Source organism: Ruegeria haliotis (assembly GCF_013377785.1).
Classification (GTDB): Bacteria; Pseudomonadota; Alphaproteobacteria; order Rhodobacterales; family Rhodobacteraceae; genus Ruegeria; species Ruegeria haliotis.
The window spans coordinates 195,711-215,027 of record NZ_JABXWT010000001.1; the positions used below are offsets into that span (position 1 = coordinate 195,711).

General features: G+C 57.9%; 23 protein-coding genes. 12 read left to right on the forward strand and 11 right to left on the reverse strand.

Annotated features, from left to right (window positions below; all coding sequences use genetic code 11):
* Window positions 1-6: 6 nt before the first annotated feature.
* The 4 genes from HW561_RS00960 (at window position 7) to HW561_RS00975 (ending at window position 3,217) form a co-directional block, all read left to right on the forward strand.
* A complete protein-coding gene (locus HW561_RS00960; RefSeq protein ID WP_176861354.1) occupies window positions 7-882 on the forward strand; it encodes a F0F1 ATP synthase subunit gamma in 876 nt (291 codons plus the stop codon).
* Window positions 883-902: 20 nt separating this feature from the next.
* Window positions 903-2,327 (forward strand): F0F1 ATP synthase subunit beta, encoded by a 1,425-nt coding sequence (gene atpD, locus HW561_RS00965; RefSeq protein WP_176861355.1) that lies wholly within the window; start codon window positions 903-905, stop codon window positions 2,325-2,327.
* Between the two features lie 12 nt (window positions 2,328-2,339).
* Window positions 2,340-2,750, forward strand: a complete 411-nt coding sequence (locus tag HW561_RS00970; RefSeq protein WP_176861356.1) for a F0F1 ATP synthase subunit epsilon — start codon at window positions 2,340-2,342, stop codon at window positions 2,748-2,750.
* A gap of 116 nt (window positions 2,751-2,866) precedes the next feature.
* Window positions 2,867-3,217 carry an H-type lectin domain-containing protein gene (locus tag HW561_RS00975; protein WP_176861357.1) on the forward strand — a complete coding sequence of 117 codons (351 nt, stop codon included), beginning with the start codon at window positions 2,867-2,869 and terminating at the stop codon, window positions 3,215-3,217.
* A gap of 61 nt (window positions 3,218-3,278) precedes the next feature.
* On the opposite strand, the gene rpiB is transcribed toward HW561_RS00975, so the two are convergent.
* Window positions 3,279-3,728, reverse strand: a complete 450-nt coding sequence (rpiB, locus tag HW561_RS00980) for a ribose 5-phosphate isomerase B (protein ID WP_176861358.1) — start codon at window positions 3,726-3,728, stop codon at window positions 3,279-3,281.
* Between the two features lie 156 nt (window positions 3,729-3,884).
* Entirely contained in the window at window positions 3,885-4,904 is a 1,020-nt protein-coding gene (locus HW561_RS00985) for a ribose-phosphate pyrophosphokinase (RefSeq protein ID WP_176861359.1), read from the reverse strand.
* Window positions 4,905-5,012: 108 nt separating this feature from the next.
* On the opposite strand from HW561_RS00985, the gene HW561_RS00990 reads away from it, so the two are divergent.
* A complete protein-coding gene (locus HW561_RS00990) occupies window positions 5,013-5,615 on the forward strand; it encodes a 2-hydroxychromene-2-carboxylate isomerase (protein WP_176861360.1) in 603 nt (200 codons plus the stop codon).
* Entirely contained in the window at window positions 5,612-6,421 is an 810-nt protein-coding gene (locus HW561_RS00995; protein ID WP_235962739.1) for an alpha/beta fold hydrolase, read from the forward strand. The genes HW561_RS00990 and HW561_RS00995 overlap by 4 nt, the downstream gene beginning before the upstream one ends.
* Before the next feature lie 13 nt (window positions 6,422-6,434).
* Here HW561_RS00995 and HW561_RS01000 read toward each other — a convergent pair whose 3' ends face one another.
* From HW561_RS01000 to HW561_RS01040, 9 genes are all read right to left on the reverse strand, one after another.
* On the reverse strand, window positions 6,435-7,469 hold the full coding sequence (locus tag HW561_RS01000) for a threonine aldolase family protein (protein WP_176861361.1): 1,035 nt from the start codon (window positions 7,467-7,469) through the stop codon (window positions 6,435-6,437).
* Entirely contained in the window at window positions 7,469-7,942 is a 474-nt protein-coding gene (locus HW561_RS01005) for a YcgN family cysteine cluster protein (RefSeq protein ID WP_176861362.1), read from the reverse strand. Before HW561_RS01005 ends, HW561_RS01000 begins: the two co-directional genes overlap by 1 nt.
* On the reverse strand, window positions 7,939-8,871 hold the full coding sequence (locus HW561_RS01010) for a bifunctional riboflavin kinase/FAD synthetase (RefSeq protein WP_176861363.1): 933 nt from the start codon (window positions 8,869-8,871) through the stop codon (window positions 7,939-7,941). Before HW561_RS01010 ends, HW561_RS01005 begins: the two co-directional genes overlap by 4 nt.
* A 137-nt stretch (window positions 8,872-9,008) precedes the next feature.
* Window positions 9,009-9,497, reverse strand: coding sequence for a ClbS/DfsB family four-helix bundle protein (locus HW561_RS01015; protein WP_176861364.1), 489 nt, complete (start codon window positions 9,495-9,497; stop codon window positions 9,009-9,011).
* 120 nt (window positions 9,498-9,617) lie between these two features.
* Window positions 9,618-10,061: a MaoC family dehydratase gene (locus tag HW561_RS01020; RefSeq protein ID WP_176861365.1), complete on the reverse strand. Its 444-nt coding sequence runs from the start codon at window positions 10,059-10,061 to the stop codon at window positions 9,618-9,620.
* A gap of 101 nt (window positions 10,062-10,162) precedes the next feature.
* Window positions 10,163-11,038, reverse strand: coding sequence for an HAD family hydrolase (locus tag HW561_RS01025; RefSeq protein ID WP_176861366.1), 876 nt, complete (start codon window positions 11,036-11,038; stop codon window positions 10,163-10,165).
* Window positions 11,039-11,109: 71 nt separating this feature from the next.
* The gene (locus HW561_RS01030; RefSeq protein ID WP_176861367.1) at window positions 11,110-11,328 is read right to left on the reverse strand and encodes a hypothetical protein; all 219 of its coding nucleotides are present in this window, start codon (window positions 11,326-11,328) and stop codon (window positions 11,110-11,112) included.
* Window positions 11,329-11,406: 78 nt separating this feature from the next.
* The gene (locus tag HW561_RS01035; RefSeq protein WP_176861368.1) at window positions 11,407-12,327 is read right to left on the reverse strand and encodes a manganese-dependent inorganic pyrophosphatase; all 921 of its coding nucleotides are present in this window, start codon (window positions 12,325-12,327) and stop codon (window positions 11,407-11,409) included.
* A 110-nt stretch (window positions 12,328-12,437) separates the two neighbouring features.
* A complete protein-coding gene (locus tag HW561_RS01040; protein WP_176861369.1) occupies window positions 12,438-13,418 on the reverse strand; it encodes a TraB/GumN family protein in 981 nt (326 codons plus the stop codon).
* A gap of 123 nt (window positions 13,419-13,541) precedes the next feature.
* On the opposite strand from HW561_RS01040, the gene HW561_RS01045 reads away from it, so the two are divergent.
* The 6 genes from HW561_RS01045 to HW561_RS01070 all read left to right on the forward strand — a co-directional run bounded on the left by HW561_RS01045 (window position 13,542) and on the right by HW561_RS01070 (window position 19,310).
* Window positions 13,542-14,216, forward strand: a complete 675-nt coding sequence (locus tag HW561_RS01045; RefSeq protein WP_176861370.1) for a DUF2161 domain-containing phosphodiesterase — start codon at window positions 13,542-13,544, stop codon at window positions 14,214-14,216.
* Between the two features lie 163 nt (window positions 14,217-14,379).
* Window positions 14,380-14,667 carry a co-chaperone GroES gene (locus HW561_RS01050; protein WP_176861371.1) on the forward strand — a complete coding sequence of 96 codons (288 nt, stop codon included), beginning with the start codon at window positions 14,380-14,382 and terminating at the stop codon, window positions 14,665-14,667.
* Window positions 14,668-14,730: 63 nt separating this feature from the next.
* Complete coding sequence (groL, locus tag HW561_RS01055; protein ID WP_176861372.1) at window positions 14,731-16,374, forward strand: chaperonin GroEL; 1,644 nt, start codon at window positions 14,731-14,733, stop codon at window positions 16,372-16,374.
* A 133-nt stretch (window positions 16,375-16,507) separates the two neighbouring features.
* A complete protein-coding gene (locus tag HW561_RS01060) occupies window positions 16,508-17,350 on the forward strand; it encodes a DMT family transporter (protein ID WP_176861373.1) in 843 nt (280 codons plus the stop codon).
* Between the two features lie 38 nt (window positions 17,351-17,388).
* The gene (locus HW561_RS01065) at window positions 17,389-18,162 is read left to right on the forward strand and encodes a lipase family protein (RefSeq protein ID WP_176862226.1); all 774 of its coding nucleotides are present in this window, start codon (window positions 17,389-17,391) and stop codon (window positions 18,160-18,162) included.
* Window positions 18,159-19,310 carry an alpha-D-ribose 1-methylphosphonate 5-triphosphate diphosphatase gene (locus HW561_RS01070; protein WP_176861374.1) on the forward strand — a complete coding sequence of 384 codons (1,152 nt, stop codon included), beginning with the start codon at window positions 18,159-18,161 and terminating at the stop codon, window positions 19,308-19,310. The genes HW561_RS01065 and HW561_RS01070 overlap by 4 nt, the downstream gene beginning before the upstream one ends.
* The last annotated feature ends 7 nt before the right edge of the window (window positions 19,311-19,317 follow it).

Here is a 19,317-nt window from a genome sequence, read left to right on the forward strand (position 1 = left end):
GGGCACATGCCAAATCTTAAGGATCTTAAAAACAGGATCGAGTCGGTCAAATCGACCCGCAAGATCACCAAGGCCATGCAGATGGTCGCGGCAGCAAAACTGCGCCGCGCCCAGGAATCTGCCGAAGCCTCGCGCCCTTATGCTGCACGGTTCAATGCCGTGATGGCGGGGCTGGCGGCTTCGGTTGGGGGCAGCGACAGCGCCCCCAAGCTGCTCCGTGGTACGGGCAGTGATGATGTCCATCTGCTGGTTGTCATGACAGCCGAGCGCGGTCTCTGCGGCGGCTTCAACTCGAACATCGCCAAGTTGGCCCGCGCCAAAGCTTACGAGCTGAAGGCCAAGGGCAAGACGGTCAAGATATTGACCGTCGGCAAGAAAGGTCGCGACGCGCTCAAGCGTGACTATGGCGAACTGTTCGTTGGACATATCGATCTGAGCGAGGTCAAGCGTCTGGGTTACTCCAATGCGCAGGACATCGCCAAGGACGTCTTGTCCCGCTTCGATGGGGCTGAGTTCGATGTTGCCACGATCTTCTACGCGAAGTTCGTCAACGTAGTGACCCAGATCCCGACGGCACAGCAGATCATCCCCGCCTCGTTCGAGGATACCGAGGGTGACGACAGCGGTGCGGTCTTCGATTACGAGCCCAGCGAAGAGGCCATTCTGGCTGATTTACTGCCCAAAGGGGTTGCGACAGCGATCTTTTCGGCTCTGCTCGAAAACGGGGCCTCGGAACAGGGTGCTCGGATGTCCGCGATGGACAACGCGACACGCAACGCGGGCGATATGATCGACAAGCTGACCATCCAGTACAACCGCTCGCGTCAGGCCGTGATCACCAACGAGCTGATTGAAATCATTTCCGGCGCCGAAGCGCTGTAGAGACAAACCGGAGACGAAACATGGCGAATGCAAAAGGCAAAGTCACTCAGATCATCGGGGCCGTCGTTGACGTGCACTTCGAAGATGAGCTGCCTGAAATTCTAAACGCGCTGGACACCACCAACAACGGCAAGAAGCTGGTTTTGGAAGTGGCTCAGCATCTGGGTGAAAATACTGTCCGCACCATTGCGATGGACGCGACCGAAGGTCTGGTCCGCGGTGCCGAAGTCATCGATACCGGTGCACCCATCGCGGTTCCGGTCGGCAACGCCACCCTGGGCCGTATCCTGAACGTTGTGGGCGAGCCCATCGACGAAAAGGGCCCAGTAGAAACCACTGAAACCCGCTCCATTCATCAGGACGCGCCGGATTTCGCGGATCAGGCGACTGAATCCGAAGTTCTGGTTACCGGCATCAAGGTTGTCGACCTGCTGGCCCCCTATGCCAAAGGCGGTAAAATTGGTCTGTTCGGTGGTGCCGGCGTTGGCAAAACCGTTCTGATCATGGAACTGATCAACAACATCGCCAAAGTGCACTCGGGCGTGTCCGTGTTCGCCGGTGTTGGTGAGCGGACCCGTGAAGGCAACGACCTGTACCATGAGATGATCGAATCCGGCGTTATCGTTCCCGATAAGCTGGAAGATTCGAAAATTGCGCTGGTTTACGGCCAGATGAACGAGCCTCCGGGTGCGCGTATGCGGATCGCTCTGTCGGGTCTGACCCTGGCGGAACAGTTCCGTGATTCCACCGGTGCTGACGTTCTGTTCTTTGTCGACAACATTTTCCGCTTCACGCAGGCTGGTTCCGAAGTGTCCGCTCTGCTGGGCCGTATTCCTTCGGCTGTGGGCTATCAGCCGACGCTGGCGACCGACATGGGCGCGATGCAGGAACGCATTACCTCGACCAAGTCGGGATCGATCACATCCGTACAGGCCGTGTACGTGCCTGCGGATGACTTGACCGACCCTGCACCGGCCACGTCGTTTGCACACTTGGACGCGACCACGGTTCTGAACCGTGCGATCTCGGAAAAGGGTATCTACCCCGCCGTTGACCCGCTCGACTCGACTTCGCGTCTGCTCGATCCGGCGATTGTCGGCGAAGAGCACTACGCGGTTGCGACCGAGGTTCAGCAGATCCTCCAGCGCTACAAGTCGCTGCAGGACATCATTGCGATCCTCGGCATGGACGAACTGTCGGAAGAAGACAAACTGACAGTGGCTCGTGCCCGTAAGATCGAACGCTTCATGTCGCAGCCGTTCGACGTGGCGCAGGTCTTCACCGGCTCGCCCGGCGTTCAGGTTCCTCTGGATGTCACCATCGCGTCGTTCAAGGCCGTTGTGGCCGGCGAATACGATCACCTGCCCGAGGCGGCCTTCCTTATGGTTGGCGGCATCGACGACGTGATCGCCAAAGCGGAAAAGATGGCCGCAGAAGCCGCCTAAGGAGCACACCTGATGGCAAACACAATGCAATTCGACCTCGTCAGCCCCGAGCGGAGCCTTGCTTCGCTTGAGGCCAGCGCGGTCCAGATTCCCGGCGCGGACGGGGACATGACGGCAATGCCCGACCATGCCCCCACAATCACCACGCTGCGCCCCGGTCTGCTGAAGGTCGAGGCACCCGAAGGGTCCAGCGAATACCTGGTCACTGGCGGGTTTGCCCAGATCAACGGCGATGGCCTGTCGGTTCTGGCTGAAAAGGCCATTCCGGTTGCTGAGGTGACCCGGTCGCATCTTGACGACCTGATCGCCGAGGCGCGCGCTTCGCATGAGGTGGCGAAAGCCAGCGATGATCAATCCATCGTTGACGACGCTGCTAAGCTGCTGGCTGACATGGAAGCCTTGGGAACGCATATGAGCCTGTAACGGTTTCATAGCATTGGAAATTTTGAAACGGCCCCACGAATGTGGGGCCGTTTTTTGTCGTGCTTTTGCCCAGAAGCCGGGGTAAGCTACAGAAATTCAAGAATAATGATGACAGAATGAAGAAATTTGAGACCCATCCCATCGGTATCGATCAGGGCGAAGAAGTGTTGTTTTCTGAATTCGCCGACGGCGGAGACATGTGGACAGGCGAGGGCCCGCGCGAGCGATGTGCGGCAATCAGCTTTAGCGAATCTTTCCGGTCACCTCCAGTAGTACAGATTGGCGTATCGCTGTGGGACGTGGACACCTCATCGGCTTTGCGCGCCGAGGTCCAGGCTGAGAACATTACACCCGACGGCTTCAACGCGGTGTTCCGCACGTGGTCAGACACCCGCATCGCGCGTATCCGAGTAGCCTGGACCGCAATCGGCGAGGTGGCGCATGCGGATGATTGGGATATCTCGTAGCAAAGCTGAGGTGGGCCAGCCTGCATAGTTTTCGGAACGTTTCGGAGGTGAATAACCGGGCTTAGTCTTCCGCCGATTCAATCATATCCACCCGTGTCGCGTGCCGCCCGCCTTCGAACCCGGCGGTCAGAAATGCGTCCACGATATCTAAGGCCTGACCTTCGCCCACGACGCGTGCGCCTATGGACAGCATGTTGGCATCGTTGTGCTGCCGGATCATACGGGCCGAAAATGCGTCCGAGCACACGCCACAGCGGATGCCCGGAACCTTGTTTGCCGCCATCATGATACCCTGTCCCGTGCCGCACAGGATGATCCCAAGCCCGCAATCACCCGAGGCAACCATCCGAGCGGCGGCCTTGCCGTGTTTGGGGTAATGGGTGCTCTGTGTTGTTGTGGGGCCGATATCAACAACCTCCCACCCATGTGCCGCGATGTGGGTGGCAATTGCCTGACGCAGATCAATGGCTGCATGGTCGCTGGAGAGAACGATGCGTTTGTTGGCTGTCATGGAGACGTCGTCCCATCTTTTTTGTGCGATGTGAATTTGAATCGGATCGTCGCGCACATGGCGCACGCACTGTGGCACCGGGTATTTACCACGCAGGCCCAATATTGTGAGATAGTTTGAAACGGGGCGGCCTAAGCTGGTCGCCCCGTTTCAAGATCATTCCATATGGTAGAGCGACTCGTAGATCGGCGTCAGCGTCTTGTCCTCGAACAACGACGATACGCTTGTTCCGTTCCAGATGTTCAGGATGGCCTGCGTAAAAATCGGCGCGGTTGGAACGATGCGGATGTTCGCGGCTTTTGTGACCTCGGGTGTCGGTAGGATCGTGTCTGACAACACCAGCGATTTCATCACCGAATTGGTCACGCGTTCAACCGCAGGGCCGCTCATGACGCCATGGGTGATGTAGGAGTGAACTTCCTTGGCTCCATTATCCATCAGCACCTGCGCGGCCTTGCAAAGCGTCCCAGCAGTGTCGCAGATGTCGTCCACGATCAGGCAAATCTTGTCTTTGACATCACCGATGACGGTCATTTCGGCCACTTCACCTGCCTTTTCACGGCGCTTGTCGACGATGGACAGGGGCGCACCGATACGTTTGGCGAGCTCCCGTGCACGGGCCACACCGCCCACGTCGGGCGAGACGACCATGATCTCGTCCAGTCGGTCCTTGAACTGCGTCTTCACATCCAAAGCAAAGATCGGCGAGGCATAAAGGTTATCCACCGGCATGTCGAAAAAGCCCTGAATCTGCGCTGCGTGCAGATCCATCGTCAGAACCCGCTCGATCCCCGCGCCGGTCAGCATGTTGGCAACCAGCTTGGCCGTGATTGGTGTGCGGGCCTTAGTGCGGCGATCCTGACGGGCATAGCCGAAATAAGGGATCACAGCGGTGATCCGCTGCGCGGATGAGCGGCGCAGCGCGTCGGCGATGATCAACAGCTCCATCAGGTTGTCATTGGCCGGATTCGAGGTCGGCTGGATGATGAACATATCCTCGCCACGGACATTCTCGAAGACCTCGACAAAGATCTCCCCGTCGTTGAAGCGTTCGACGCGTGCGTCGACCAGACCCTGGTCAACTCCGCGGTGCAGGCTCATACGGCGCGCAATGGTTTCGGCAAGTGGGAGGTTGGCGTTCCCAGCGATAAGCTTGGGTTCGTGAAGTGTCGGCATCGGCTGAAGGTCCCCGGGCAGCAATGGCAATGTGACAGATTCGTGATGTTGACACCGCTTAGCATGGCCTTACCGTCCCGCAAAGATAACGCAGCGGAGAAAGTGAACATGGCCCACATTGACTACTTTTTTGCGACACTGTCGCCTTATGCCTATCTGGCCGGGACGCGGTTAGAGGAGGTTGCGGCGAAGCACGGCGCGACGATCAACTATAAGCCTCTGGATATCATCGCCCTATTCGGTCGTACCGGAGGGACGCCGCCCAAGGATAGGCACATCTCTCGCATTGAACACCGGGCGCAGGAGCTGCTGCGCCAATCCCGAAATCTGGGGATGGACTTCAATCTGCAGCCTGCGCATTGGCCAACCAATATGGCGCCGTCCTCTTATGCCGTCATTGCAGCCGTTCAGGACGGGTCCGGAGATGCCGGCAAGCTGTGCCATTCTCTGCTGCGGGCCTGCTGGGCCGAAGAAAAAGATATCGCGCAAGACGATGTGATCCGGGATTGCCTGTCGCAGGCCGGGTTCGATCCAAATCTGGCCGATAGTGGCCTGTTGGTCGGCGCCGAAACCTATGCAGCTAATCTGGAAGAGGCTGTGGACCGCGGTGTGTTTGGAGCACCATTCTACATCACCCCGGACGATCAGCGGTTCTGGGGGCAGGACCGGCTGGATGATCTGGACCGACATCTGGCCGAGATGAAGGGATGACAACCTACACGATGCCGGTCCAATCGGCATTTGTCAGACGGATGGGGGAGGGTGAGCGAAAACTGCTCGCCCTTCACTGCACGATCGCCCATTCCGGCGCCTGGTCAGGCCTGTCGGTCGCGCTGAACGGGACGGCGACCCTCATTGCTCCGGATATGCCGTCTCATGGTCGCAGTCCGGATTGGGATGGTTCAGGTGATTACTTTGATCTGGTCACCAGCATTGCACGGGCGCAACTGAACGAACCCATGGATGTAATCGGTCACTCATTTGGCGCGATGGTTGCTCTGAGGTTGGCGATTGAGCATCCCGATCTGGTACGCAGCGCCGTATTGATCGAACCTGTATTCTTCGCAATCGCGCAGCAAGATGCGCCCCATCTGTTCGAGCAGCACGAGCGGGAAGTACAGCCCATCAACGACGCATTTACTGCCGGAGACAAACCCCGCGCGGCGCGGTTATTCAACCGGATGTGGAGCACGCAGATAAGCCCTCGGTGGCCCGACCTACCAGACTGGACCCGCGCGGCAATGATCCGGGGAATAGATGCAGTGCCAGCGGTACACGGTGCGGTGTACAACGACAACGCAACACTGCTGAAACCGAAAAAATTGGAACGCGCATCAATGCCGATCCTGCTGCTGAGCGGTTCAGAAACCCATCCGGTCATGCCCGCCATCTGCGATGGCTTGAATCTGCGTTTACCTGCTGCAACCCATGCAGTTGTTGCCGGGGCTGGGCATATGGTGCCCATCTCGCACCCACAACAAACGGCTGCGCTCCTTCAGGAGTTCCGGCGCAGCTGAGCCCTATCGCCGGTCACAGCAATGCAAGAAACTGATCGATCTGATCCGATCCGATGGACCAGTCGCAAACCAGTCGGCAGGCCAGGCTTTCATCCTCATCCGCGCCTTCCAATTCGGCGCCCCAAAAGTGATAGACCGCGCCTGCCTCGTGCAGCTGTCTGTGCTTGGCCCGTGGGAAAGAGGCAAAGATCATATTGGCCTGAGGCTCATGCAGGAATGAGGCACCTTTCGCCCGCAAGCCGTCAGCCAAACGGGCGCTGTTCTCGTTCGCCTGACGTGCCAGTTTCAGCCACAGATCGTCCTGAAGATAGGCTGCCATCTGCGCCGAAAGATAACGGTGTTTGGAGAACAGATGCGCCCCGCGTTTGCGCCGCAGCTCGAATTCCCATGCCTTGCTTTCATCGAAGAAAACCACGGCTTCGACACCCATCAGCCCGTTCTTGGTGCCGCCGAAGCTGACCGCATCTACACCCGCTTTCCAGGTCATCTCTGCCGGTGAGCAGTTCAGGGTAACCAGGGCATTGGTAAACCGGGCGCCGTCCAGATGCACCGGCAAGTCATAATCCTTGGCCACCGCGCACAGTGCTTGCAATTCTTCCAATGTGTAAACCGATCCGCGCTCGGTCACCTGCGTGATCGACACTGGCCCGCGCTGGGGGCCGTGAACGCCGCGTGTCTCTTCGCCCAGAATCGAGGCGCGCAACGCCTCGGGGTCCATCTTGTCTGTGCCGGGAACCAGAGTCAGCTTGGCACCGCTGTAAAATTCAGGGGCATTGCATTCGTCTTCGTGGATGTGGGCCACCGGCGAGCAGAACACTGTTTCCCAAGGTTTAGACAGAGTCGCCAAAGCCAGTGAATTCGCCGCCGTGCCGGTCGCCACTAAATACACAGCAGCCCCCGGAGCCTCGAAGATGCTGCGAATGCGATCCCGCACTTCGTTCATCATCGAATCGGCGCCATAAGCCATCTGATAGCCTTGGTTGGCCTCGGCCATTTTGGCCATGACCTGCGGATGAACGGGCCCGGAATTGTCAGAGGCAAAATACATCAGGTTGGTTCCTCGATAATGTAGTCTTCCCATTCTTCTATGGGGGTTTCGAACTCTGATACGGTGCGCCCTTGCACGGAAACACCCGCCGCATGAACACTGTTTGGTGTACCGGATAGCAACGGGTGCCAATCGTAAAGAGGCTTACCCTCCCACAACAACCGATAGGCACAGGTTTGCGGCAGCCAATAGGTGTGCTGATCAATATTGTCTGGCGTCATAACGATGCATTCGGGCACGAACTGATGTCGGATGTCGTATTGGGTGCAACGGCAGCTTTCATCATCCAACAGACGGCAGGCGACACAGGTCAGGGCAACTTCGCCCGAATCCTCATCCTCCAACTTGTTCAGGCAACATTTGCCGCAGCCATCACACAGCGCCTCCCATTCGGGTTGGTTCATCTTGCGCAGGGGTTTGCGTTCCCAAAACCGTTGCGGCAGGCCTGTCCGTTCAATTGGATCCGTGGTCATGGCACTGCCAATATGTCGCGCGCACGGCCGCAATCTGCATCCATCTGCGCAATCAATCCATCCAGCCCGTCGAATGTCATCTCGGGGCGCAGGAATTCGACCAACCCGACCGAAAGGGTCGCGCCATAAAGATCGCCCGAGAAGTCGAACAGGAAGGTTTCGATGTTGGGCACTTCGCCGTGAAACATAGGTCGCACCCCGATCGACGCCGCACCGTGATAGCTGCCTTGATGCGGGCCATCCAGAACATCGACGAGAACCGCGTAGACGCCGAACTTTGGCGGATGCAGACCTTCGATGGACATGTTGGCGGTGGGAAAGCCCAACTCGCGCCCGCGCTGTTCGCCGCCGATGACCTCACCCTCGATCCGGTGCCAGTGACCCAGCATCGCCGCAGCATCGCGCGGACGACCATCGTTAAGCGCGGTGCGGATCGCCGTCGAAGACACCACGTTCTCGGACCGTTCCATCAGCGGCGCTACGGTAACACCAAAGCCCATCTGGTCACCGAATCGAACCATGTCTTGCGCCGTACCGCTACGGCCTTTGCCAAAACAGAAATCAGCGCCGACCACTACGTGAGACAGGCTCAGCCCATCGCAAATCACGTTGCATGCGAACTCTTCCGGGGACAACCCGGCCAGTGCAGCATTGAACGGCAATTCATACAGCTTTTGTACACCCAGCTTTTCCAGCCGGTGTGCCCGTGCATTACCGCGCATCAGGCGGAACGGAGGCGCATCGGGTGCGAAATACTCGCGCGGATGCGGCTCGAACGTCAGCACACCCAGCGGTGCACCTGAGGCAGCGCTACGTGCCAGTTCAATCACCGAGCGGTGCCCGACATGAACGCCGTCAAAATTCCCGATCGCCACGCTGGCGCCGCGATCTTCTGGCTCGACAAACTGGAAATCCCGGATGATGTGCATGAGTTGTGGGTACTGTCCCTCAGGACTATGTTCAAGCACCTCATTCCGCGGCGGGCGTTAAATCCGCTCCCAGCATGCAACAAGGTACTTTGACATCCGGTTCTTATGGCCGCGACTTGGGGCTGGGTATGGATGCCCTACACCGTTTTGAACCTCGACCGGATGTATTTGGTAGCTGATCTGAAATGGCTTGGTCCAGCGGCCTCGGCCCAGCGACCGGGTGTCCAATCGTTGTTCGCGCCTTGCATGGGGCCACCGTATAACTCGGCATCGGACAGAGACTGAATGAACGCGGTCAGTTTTTTATACCCATTATCCAAGGCTGAAATTGCGATGTCCCAGGATATACCCTCTTGCTTCTGGCGAAGTTCGGCATTGTAGCGTCGAACTTCATTCCACTTGTAACCCTTGGCTGGGAAATAGACGGTTTTCCCGGCCTGTCCGTCAGCATACCAGCCCAGAAACAGGTCAATCCAGTGCGCCCGGTGCGCAATCACGTCTTTAATCGAGGTGCCGTCGTCCTTGCATATCGCTTGGCCTTCAGGAATAGGCGCGATAAGCAACTTCAGCTTTTCGAATTCTTTTTGGTTGATGTTGAGCAGATCTGATTTGTTTGTCGCAGCCATGATCCTTCACCAATGCAGTTCGATTGGGTCGGAGTCTGGGTTCATTCATTCAAGGCGTGAATGATACAGATCAACACGTCTGGAAGAAATGGATCAAACGCGGTGCAGATAGGCGATGCGTCAATCGAACTTGCGCGATGGCGCCAGGACCATGGCCTCGCCCACCAGCACCTTCTTGCCTTCGACCGAGCAATGGCAGTCCAGCTTGACGCGGCGCTTGGAGAAGTCGATGTCGATCACTTTGACCTCGGCATAGACCATGTCGCCGGGGCGCACGGGGGCCAGGAACTTTAGCGACTGGCCCATGTAGACAGTGCCATGTCCGGGCAGTTGTTCACCGATCACGGCCGAGATTAGTCCCGCCGTCAGCATTCCATGGGCAATGCGGCCCTCAAAGATCGTGTCGCGAGCGTAGTCATCATCGAGATGCACCGGATTCCGGTCCGTAGAGATCTGCGCGAACATCTCGATATCTTCGTCCGTCACCACTTTGCGCAGGTGCCGGGTCATGCCCATTTCGATGTCTTCGATACAGATCGTTCCGCGTGGAAGATTGTCCAACATGTCGCCCTCACTCGATATCGGTCGTGAAAGAAAAAACCATCATCAGGTCGTAGTTGGCAACTTTATTACTTCGCAGTCGCAGAAAATCAAGTCCTAAATGATTATCTCAGACGTCCGATTGTATAAGTCGGATTTATCTTTTCCTTTTGAATATAATCGGTTAGCGATTCTGCGTGCGGATGATGCGACGTTTTGGTTTCGGCCGCAGCCAAGCCACCCGAGATAAAGAGGGTATCGATTCCCTCTCCCATACCGCCCATGATGTCTGTGTGGGGGCCGTCTCCGATGGCCAGAATGTCACTGTCAGAGACATCTGTGCCCAATTCTTGCAGCCTGCGGCGGGCCAGATCGTAGATCGGCGGGTGGGGTTTGCCGAAATACAGGCTCTCACCGCCCATTTCGGTGTACAGCTTCGCCAGCGCACCGGCGCACCACTCACGTACTTCGCCCCGATCCACGACGATGTCGGGATTGGCGCAGAGCAGTTTCAGGCCCATCTGCTTGGCATAGAGGAAATCGGGGCGGTTCACATCCGGTTCCGCCATCGTGTCAAATGGTCCGCAACATACGATGCCTTCGGCCTGATCCAGCGGAACGCGTTCAATGTGGATGGGGTGGTGCAACAGTTTCAGCGGCTCAAAGAACCCCGCATCGCGTTCCCACTCCCCCATGAAAAACACTTTTTCGCCGACGGCGCCACGGAACATCGCGGACCGGGCCGAGTCGCCGCTGGTTGCGATGGTGTCATAGGCGTCGGCAGGCACATTGAATTGTGACAATTGCGATGCGACCCCGGCGCGGGGCTTGGGGGAATTGGTGACCAGAACAACCAACCCACCTTTGGCGCGATAGGCCTGCAGCGCGGCCACAGCTTCGGGGAAGGCCGTGATACCATTGTGGACGCAGCCCCAGAGATCCACAAACAGCGCTTTGTAGCGGTCGGAGATCTCGGTAAGAGAATTGACGATCTGGGTCATATGAGCCTCTGGGTCAGAAATCGCGGTCGCGACAGCTATGGCAAAGCTTTCGCGCGTTGACCATCCCGCATTTAAATTGGGTTGCGGAAGTGAAGCGCCCGTTCTTTGTCTTCAATGGTATCTTCAACGCCCGGCGTATGCTGAGTATTTGCCGCATCCAAAACAATCTGTGCGCCTAATCTGGTTTGGTACCGTATGACGGTCAGGTTTCCCAGTTTGGGCGGCAACGTGCTGGCCAAAGAGTATTCAAGCGGCTTTTCGGCGGCACCCGATCCCGGGTTGTCACTCACGGTAGATCCTGCATTCCTCAGGAAACAAAGAAAAAAGGCGCCCGAATGGACGCCTTCGTTGCTTATTGTGGGGGTCGTTCAGACCTTGAGGTTCGGAATGATCTGCTTTTTCCGGCTCATGATGCCGGGCAGAACTACCGCGTCACCGTCAACGGACGCGCCAAAGCTTTTCTCGGCGACGCCTTTAACCACATCATTGGGAACCAACAGGGTGGCTTCTTCGTTCAGGATGTCGACAACGAACAGCAGGACCTGATCCACACCGTCTTCGCTGGCAACACTGACCATGGACTCAGCAAGGCTGGCCTTGCGGTCCAGAACAACGCCGGGTGCTGTGGTTTCCAGAACGGATACGCGGAATTTGGTACCGTCGACCTCGTATTCCTTGCTGTCCATGCGGATCAGTTCTGCATCCGAGAAGGACGAAACATCTGATTTCGCAGCAAACATGTCCGCCGCATAGGCCGACACGTCCAGACTCAGCTCAGCCGCCAGCTTCTCGGCGACTTTGCGGTCATGGTCGGTCGTGGTTGGCGAGCGGAACTCGAGCGTATCTGACAAGATGCAGGTCAGAGCCGCGCCTTTGATCGCCTTGGGCATCTTTGCGGCATCGTCGCCCATCAGATCGATTAGGATGGTCGCGGTGCAGGCTAACGGACGCACTGTGATGTCGATTGGGCCCTTGGTCTCAAGACCGCCGACCAGTTTGTGGTGGTCGATGATGGCGCGGATGTCGGCGCTGTTGATGCTGGCGGGCAGCTCGGCTGGATTGTTGGTGTCGACGATGACAACCGGCGCGTCCGCGGCGACATCCTCGATGATCCGTGGTTTCGGTAGGTCCCAGCGCCCCAGCATAAAGGCCGCTTCCGTGTTGGGTTCGCCCAGGAGAACGGGTTCGGCCTGTTCACCTTTGACTTCGTTGAGGTACCAAGCCCAAACAATGGGTGAGCCGGTCGAGTCCGTATCGGGGGATTTGTGGCCAAGAACTTGGATTGTCATGTCAGCGTCCTGAGTATTGGAAATTTTCGCGCCTTATAGGGCGGGTGTTCACAGTTGTCACGCTGCACACGCCCGGCTGCGACGGTTGGTCTGGAAAATATGCGGACCTGCTAGAAAGGTGCTCGTGTGAGCGTGTACCCGGCACCGTGTAGTTGCGCCAGTAGCCCATAATCGTCGCTCAAGTGTCCGGCACCTACAGCGATCACCGCTGTTTGATCTTTGATGTCCAGAATGTGCTGCATCCAGTTGGCGTTCCGTTGGACCAGCAGCTGTTGCTCGAATCCATCCCATTCGACGTCGAATTCCTCAGGCGTCAGGCCTGACTCTTCCAGCCCCTGCAATCGTGCCAACTGAAGGATCTGGGCGTGTTTTTCTTCCATGTAAGCGTTGGCCATGGTGGTCAGCTGATCTTCGCTGCTTTGCAATGCACCCGAGAGCCGTACGAGAGATTGCACCTGCTCTTCGATCGGGTGGCTGTTGAACATGGCCATCAGATCCTCGACCTTCTCCAAAGAGAATTGCGGGATGCCCTGCGCCTCGGCCAGTTCGGTCAGCCGCGCATCCATACCGCGATTGGCGTCGGGGTTCTGCCTCAGGCAAGGGGGAATGCCCAGCATCATGCTCAGAAACCAGGGGCGCATCTTGGCGGCCATCCAACTGGGTATGCCGCGCTCGGCTAACGTCGTGGAAAGGGACGTCCAGTCTTCCTCGGACATCAGATCAATAAGAGTTGGACCTGACGTGATCATCACCGGGCTGAGGTCCTGCGCCAGAGCCCGCTCGAATGCAGTCATTTCGTCTTGTGTGACTTCGAAATAGAAAGCGTCGGCCTGGCTGAGGGTTGGCGTCAGGCGGTCGACCACCGCATCCATGCGCGGGTCGCTCGTGTGTTGGGTGCCGATCAGGTGCAGAACCGTGTTCCCTTTGCGCGCAACCCAATGGTTGCCCTCCGGATAAGGGATGCCTGCCAGAGCATGCTGCAACCCAGCCTTCGTTTCGGAAGGCATCTGTGACCGCAGGTCCACCCCTTCGCACGCCGCATGAACGGACGCTGGAAGCAAAACGAAGGCAAGAAGGGCCAGCAGGCGCATTGATCATTTCCTATGGTGACGAAACTCTGTTCGGTTCAACACTTAGGCATGCAATGGGACGTTGTTCAAGTTGCGCGAAACCGCATATCTGGCGTTTCCGAAAAAACTGCATAGCATAGGACCATGAACCGCGAGCAGGATCTCTATCCCCCGATCAAGGCGCTGTTGGAGCGTCAGGGTTTTACCGTCAAGGGCGAGGTCGGTGCAGCTGATATTGTTGCCGTACGTAACGGCGATGATCCGGTGATTGTCGAACTGAAGCTCAAGTTCTCTCTGGCTGTGTTTCATCAGGCGATAGCGCGTCTGAAAATCACTGATCAAGTCTACATCGGGGTGAACAAACCAACAGGACGAACGGCCCGGCGCGCGTTGAAGGACAACCTTGCTCTATGCCGTCGGTTGGGTTTGGGTCTGATCACGGTCCGGGCGGATGGACAGGTCGAAGTACAGTGTGATCCGGGTCCCTATGCTCCACGCAAGAACAAGGCCAAGGCCGCGCGAATGTTGCGGGAATTTGACCGTCTTCAGGGCGATCCGAATTCGGGCGGTGCAACGCGGCATGGCATCGTCACAGCCTACCGTCAGGACGCCTTAAAATGTGCCAGCCATCTTGCTGAGTGCAGCGCCGCCAAAGGGTCTGACGTTGCCAAGGCGACTGGAGTGCCCGAGGCAACGCGGCTGATGCGCGACAATCACTATGGCTGGTTCGACAAAGTGGATACCGGCATCTACGCGTTGTCGAAGGCGGGTTATGACGGGTTGAAACACTGGGCCTATAGCTGGGAAGAAGCCGATTGACCGTTCTCCGGATCGGCCTTCCAAAAAATCCCTCACATCTTGTTGACTTGGTGCTTTCGACCACCTAGCTATGCGTCGTTATCACTCTCTCAACCCGAGTGCTAACGCCTCGCCAGTCGGCGGGGGGAGGATAAACTAACTTTGAGCCCAAGGAGCTGCAAAGATGGCATTGAAACCGCTTCATGACCGCGTACTGGTTCGCCGTACCGAAAGCGACGAAAAAACCGCAGGCGGCCTGATCATTCCCGACAGCGCAAAAGAAAAGCCCAGCGAAGGCGAAGTCGTCTCAACCGGCGAAGGCGCACGCAAGGACAGCGGCGAACTGATCGCAATGGCTGTAAAATCTGGCGACAAGATCCTGTTCGGCAAATGGTCCGGCACCGAGGTCAACGTCGGTGGCGAAGAACTGCTGATGATGAAAGAAAGCGACATCATGGGGATCATCGAGTAAGTCGCGCGCTTTCTCTGATCTCTCGACGCTTATTCTCAATACTATTTCTCAAGGAGAAACAACATGGCTGCTAAGGACGTCAAGTTTGACACCGATGCCCGTAACCGCATGCTGGCTGGTGTGAACATCCTGGCCGATGCTGTCAAAGTGACCCTGGGCCCCAAAGGCCGCAACGTGGTTCTGGACAAATCTTTCGGCGCACCGCGCATCACCAAAGACGGTGTTTCGGTTGCCAAGGAAATCGAACTGGAAGACAAGTTCGAAAACATGGGCGCGCAGATGGTGAAAGAAGTCGCCAGCCGCACCAATGACGAAGCCGGCGACGGCACCACCACTGCGACCGTTCTGGCTCAGTCCATCGTCAAAGAAGGTCTGAAGCAGGTTGCTGCTGGCCTGAACCCGATGGATCTGAAGCGCGGCATCGACCTGGCAACCGCCAAAGTTGTTGCAGGCATCAAGGAAGCATCGCGCGAAGTTAAAGACTCGGCCGAAGTTGCACAGGTCGGCACCATCTCTTCCAACGGCGAATCCGAAATCGGCCAGCAGATCGCAGACGCGATGCAGAAGGTTGGCAACGAAGGCGTCATTACGGTTGAAGAGAACAAAGGTCTGGAAACTCAGACTGATGTTGTCGAAGGTATGCAGTTCGACCGTGGCTACCTGTCGCCTTACTTCGTCACCAATGCAGACAAGATGATCGCAGATCTCGACGATTGCATGATCCTGCTGCACGAAAAGAAACTGTCCTCGCTGCAGCCGATGGTTCCGCTGCTCGAGCAGGTGATCCAGTCGCAAAAGCCGCTGCTGATCATTGCCGAAGACGTTGAAGGCGAAGCGCTGGCAACTTTGGTTGTTAACAAACTGCGCGGCGGCCTGAAAATTGCTGCTGTCAAAGCACCTGGTTTCGGCGATCGCCGCAAGGCCATGCTGCAGGACATCGCAATCCTGACCGGTGGTCAGGTCATCAGCGAAGATCTGGGCATGAAGCTCGAGTCCGTGACCATGGACATGCTGGGCACCGCCAAGAAAATCGAAATCACCAAGGACGAAACCACTATCGTTGACGGTGCTGGCGAGAAAGCCGAGATCGAAGCACGTGTTGCTCAGATACGTACCCAGATCGAAGAAACCACCAGCGACTACGACCGTGAGAAGCTGCAAGAGCGCGTTGCCAAACTGGCAGGCGGTGTTGCTGTTATCCGCGTCGGTGGCATGACCGAAGTTGAAGTGAAAGAGCGTAAGGACCGTGTTGACGATGCTCTGAACGCAACCCGCGCTGCCGTTCAAGAAGGTGTCGTCGTTGGCGGCGGTGTCTCGCTGGTTCAGGCAGGCAAAGCTCTGGAAACTCTGGAAGGCGCAAACGCCGATCAGAACGCCGGCATCACCATCGTTCGTAAAGCCATCGAAGCGCCGCTGCGCCAGATTGCTGAGAACGCCGGTGTCGATGGTGCGGTTGTTGCAGGCAAAGTGCGCGAGTCCTCGGAAGCGGCCTTTGGCTTCAACGCTCAGACCGAAGAGTATGGCGACATGTTCGCATTCGGCGTGATCGACCCGGCCAAAGTTGTCCGTACTGCTCTGGAAGATGCGGCATCGGTTGCTGGTCTGCTGATCACCACCGAAGCAATGGTTGCCGACAAGCCCGCCAAAGAAGGCGCGGCTGCTGGCGGCGGCATGCCCGACATGGGTGGCATGGGCGGCATGATGTAAGCCGCTTTAGCCTTTGTGCTTTAGGACGGGGTCGCCATTTGGCGGCCCCGTTTTTTGTATATTCAGTTCATGGGTTTCATCGGGAATGTAAAAGTGAGTGTGCAAACTGGTGATCAGGCGCTATGCGATTGATATGAGATTGTTTCTGCTTACCACCCTGACCATGTGTGCCTTTGCTGCGAATTCGATTTTGAACCGTCTGGCGATTGACAGCGGGGCCAGCGACCCAGCTGGGTTTGCTGTGGTGCGGGTCTTCGCCGGGGCTTTGGTACTTACGGCGCTGGTGTACCTACGGGGTTGTCGTTTGCCCCTGCGTAGCCGAAGGCGCATTCTTGGGGCCGGGTCGTTGTCGCTGTATATGATCGGGTTTTCGGTAGCGTATCTGACGCTGGATGCAGGGTTGGGCGCTTTGATCCTGTTCGGTGTTGTGCAGATTACGATGTTTGCGGTGACCGCGTTGACTGGATCTGCCCCAACGGGTCGCCAACTGGCCGGGGCAGGGGTTGCGCTGGGTGGACTGGCTTATGTTCTGTGGCCATCTGGCGCGGTTCAGGTCGACATGGTCGGTACCGTGTTGATGGCAGCGGCTGGCATTGGTTGGGCCACCTACTCTCTGACGGGACGATCCGAGCCGGACGCTTTGCAGGGGACGGCCGCCAACTTCGTCGTGGCCTTACCTGTGACGGCCCTGGCTTTGCTGGCCTTTGGAGGAGCGTGGCACATGGACGGCATTGGCTATCTGCTGGCTGCTGTGTCCGGGGGGGTGACGTCAGGGTTGGGGTATGCGTTATGGTACCGCGTCCTGCCGCAGCTTACGCCGTCGACGGCGGCCGTTGTGCAGTTGAGTGTTCCAGTGATTGCCATTGTTGGCGGCATCGTGTTGTTGGGTGAAGTTGCCGGAACCCGATTGATCATCGGGGCTGCGGTGGTTCTGGTGGGTATCGCACTGGCCGTGCTGCGCCCGAAACGAGGCTAGGTCTTTTCTCAGCCGGAGATAGGCCTTATTTGGCGGATATGAGATTCCTATGCGCCCTCCTTTTCTGTCTTCTTCCCGCAGCGGCCAGCGCGAAATGCGTTATCCTGTTGCATGGCCTCGCGCGGACCGAGACGTCCTTTTCTGTCATGGAGCAATTGTTCAAAGCCCATGACTATACCGTCGTGCGGCCCGGCTATCCTTCGACTGATCTGAGCATCCCCGAGTTGGCCAACCAAACCCTGCCGGGTGCCTTTGCGGCATGTGGCGACGATACGGCCAATGTCGTGTCTCACTCCATGGGTGGCATCCTGTTACGCTATTGGCTGCAAGACAATCGCCCGGAAAATCTGGGCCGTGTCGTCATGCTGGGACCGCCGAACCAGGGCAGCCAACTGGTCGATGAACTGAGCGCGTGGGAGGTGTTTGGCTATCTGAACGGTCCGGCGGGGTTGCAACTGGGAACTGGCCCCGAGGGGATACCGCGTCGCCTGCCGCCAGTGGATTTCGAACTGGGTGTGATCGCGGGTGAGAATTCGTTGAACCCGGTGTTTTCATCGCTGATCGATGGCCCCGATGATGGCAAAGTGTCGATAAAGACCACCAAGGTCGATGGGATGGCGGACCACATCGTCCTGCCCGTGACGCATACATTCATGATGAACAATCCGCGCGTCATGGCGCAGGCTCTGCATTTCCTGGAATTTGGTCAGTTTGATCCGCAGATCACTTGGCTCGATGGTGTGATGGACGTAATAGATGAGATCTGTATCGGGCAGGACTGCTCGGAACCAGACTCGGAGCCCACACAATGACCGCACTAGAATTAACGCTGACCGGCGCAGATGTTCTGCTGCCGGAGAGTGGGGTGTCGCGTACGGACCTGACCATCGCCGAAGGGCACGTGCAGCAGAACCGGGCCGGACGGCAGATCGATCTGTCGGGATATACCATTCTACCGGGCATCGTGGATCTGCACGGCGACGGGTTCGAGCGTCATATTGCGCCGCGCCGGGGTGCGATGAAACAGATGGACGAGGGCATCCGGTCGGTCGAGGCGGAACTGGCTGCAAATGGCATCACGACCGCTGTTCTGGCGCAGTTTCACAGCTGGGAGGGTGGCGTCCGCGGCCCCGTGTTCGCCTCTCAGGTCTTTGCGGCCATCGCTTCGGTCAAAGGCAGCGTTGTGACCGATTTAATTCCTCAATTGCGGTTTGAAACCCACATGCTGGACGATTACGCGGGCTTGCCCGCGCGGATCGCTCAGTGGCAGGTGCCTTACGTGGTCTTCAACGATCACCTGCCGCATGACCGTCTGGCGCAGGGACGAACGCCGCCACGTCTGACCGGGCAGGCGCTGAAAGCCGGGCGTAGTCCCGAAGCGCATCTTGAGATGTTGCAGACCATGCATGAACGGAAAAACGAAGTTCCCATCGCAATCGAGACGCTATGCACCGAGCTGAGTCGCCGCGGTGTGCGCCTGGGCAGCCATGACGACGCCACGGCTGACACGCGGGCTTGGTGGCGTGGGCGTGGGGTTTCCATTGCGGAGTTCCCGGAAACACTGGACGCCGCCGAGGCCGCTTGTGCGGCGGGGGACAGCATTGTCCTAGGTTCTCCGAACGTGGTGCGGGGCGGGTCTCACAAGGGCAACGCCAGTGCGCTGGAGTTAATTGCCATGGGCCTGTGCGACGCGCTGGCGTCGGACTACCACTATCCCAGCCCACGCCGCGCTGCGCTAATGCTGGCCAAGGGCGGCCTGCTGGATCTGGCGGGGGCGTGGGCGTTGATTTCATCAGGTCCGGCGCAGGTATTGGGTTTGAAGGATCGCGGGATATTGGAGCCGGGGAAGCGCGCCGATCTCGTTGTTCTGGAGGCTGACACGCACCGGGTTGCAGCCACGCTTGCAGGTGGACGGGTCAGCTATATGTCTGGTGACATCGCGGCGCGCTTTGTGAACTAGGCGTGCG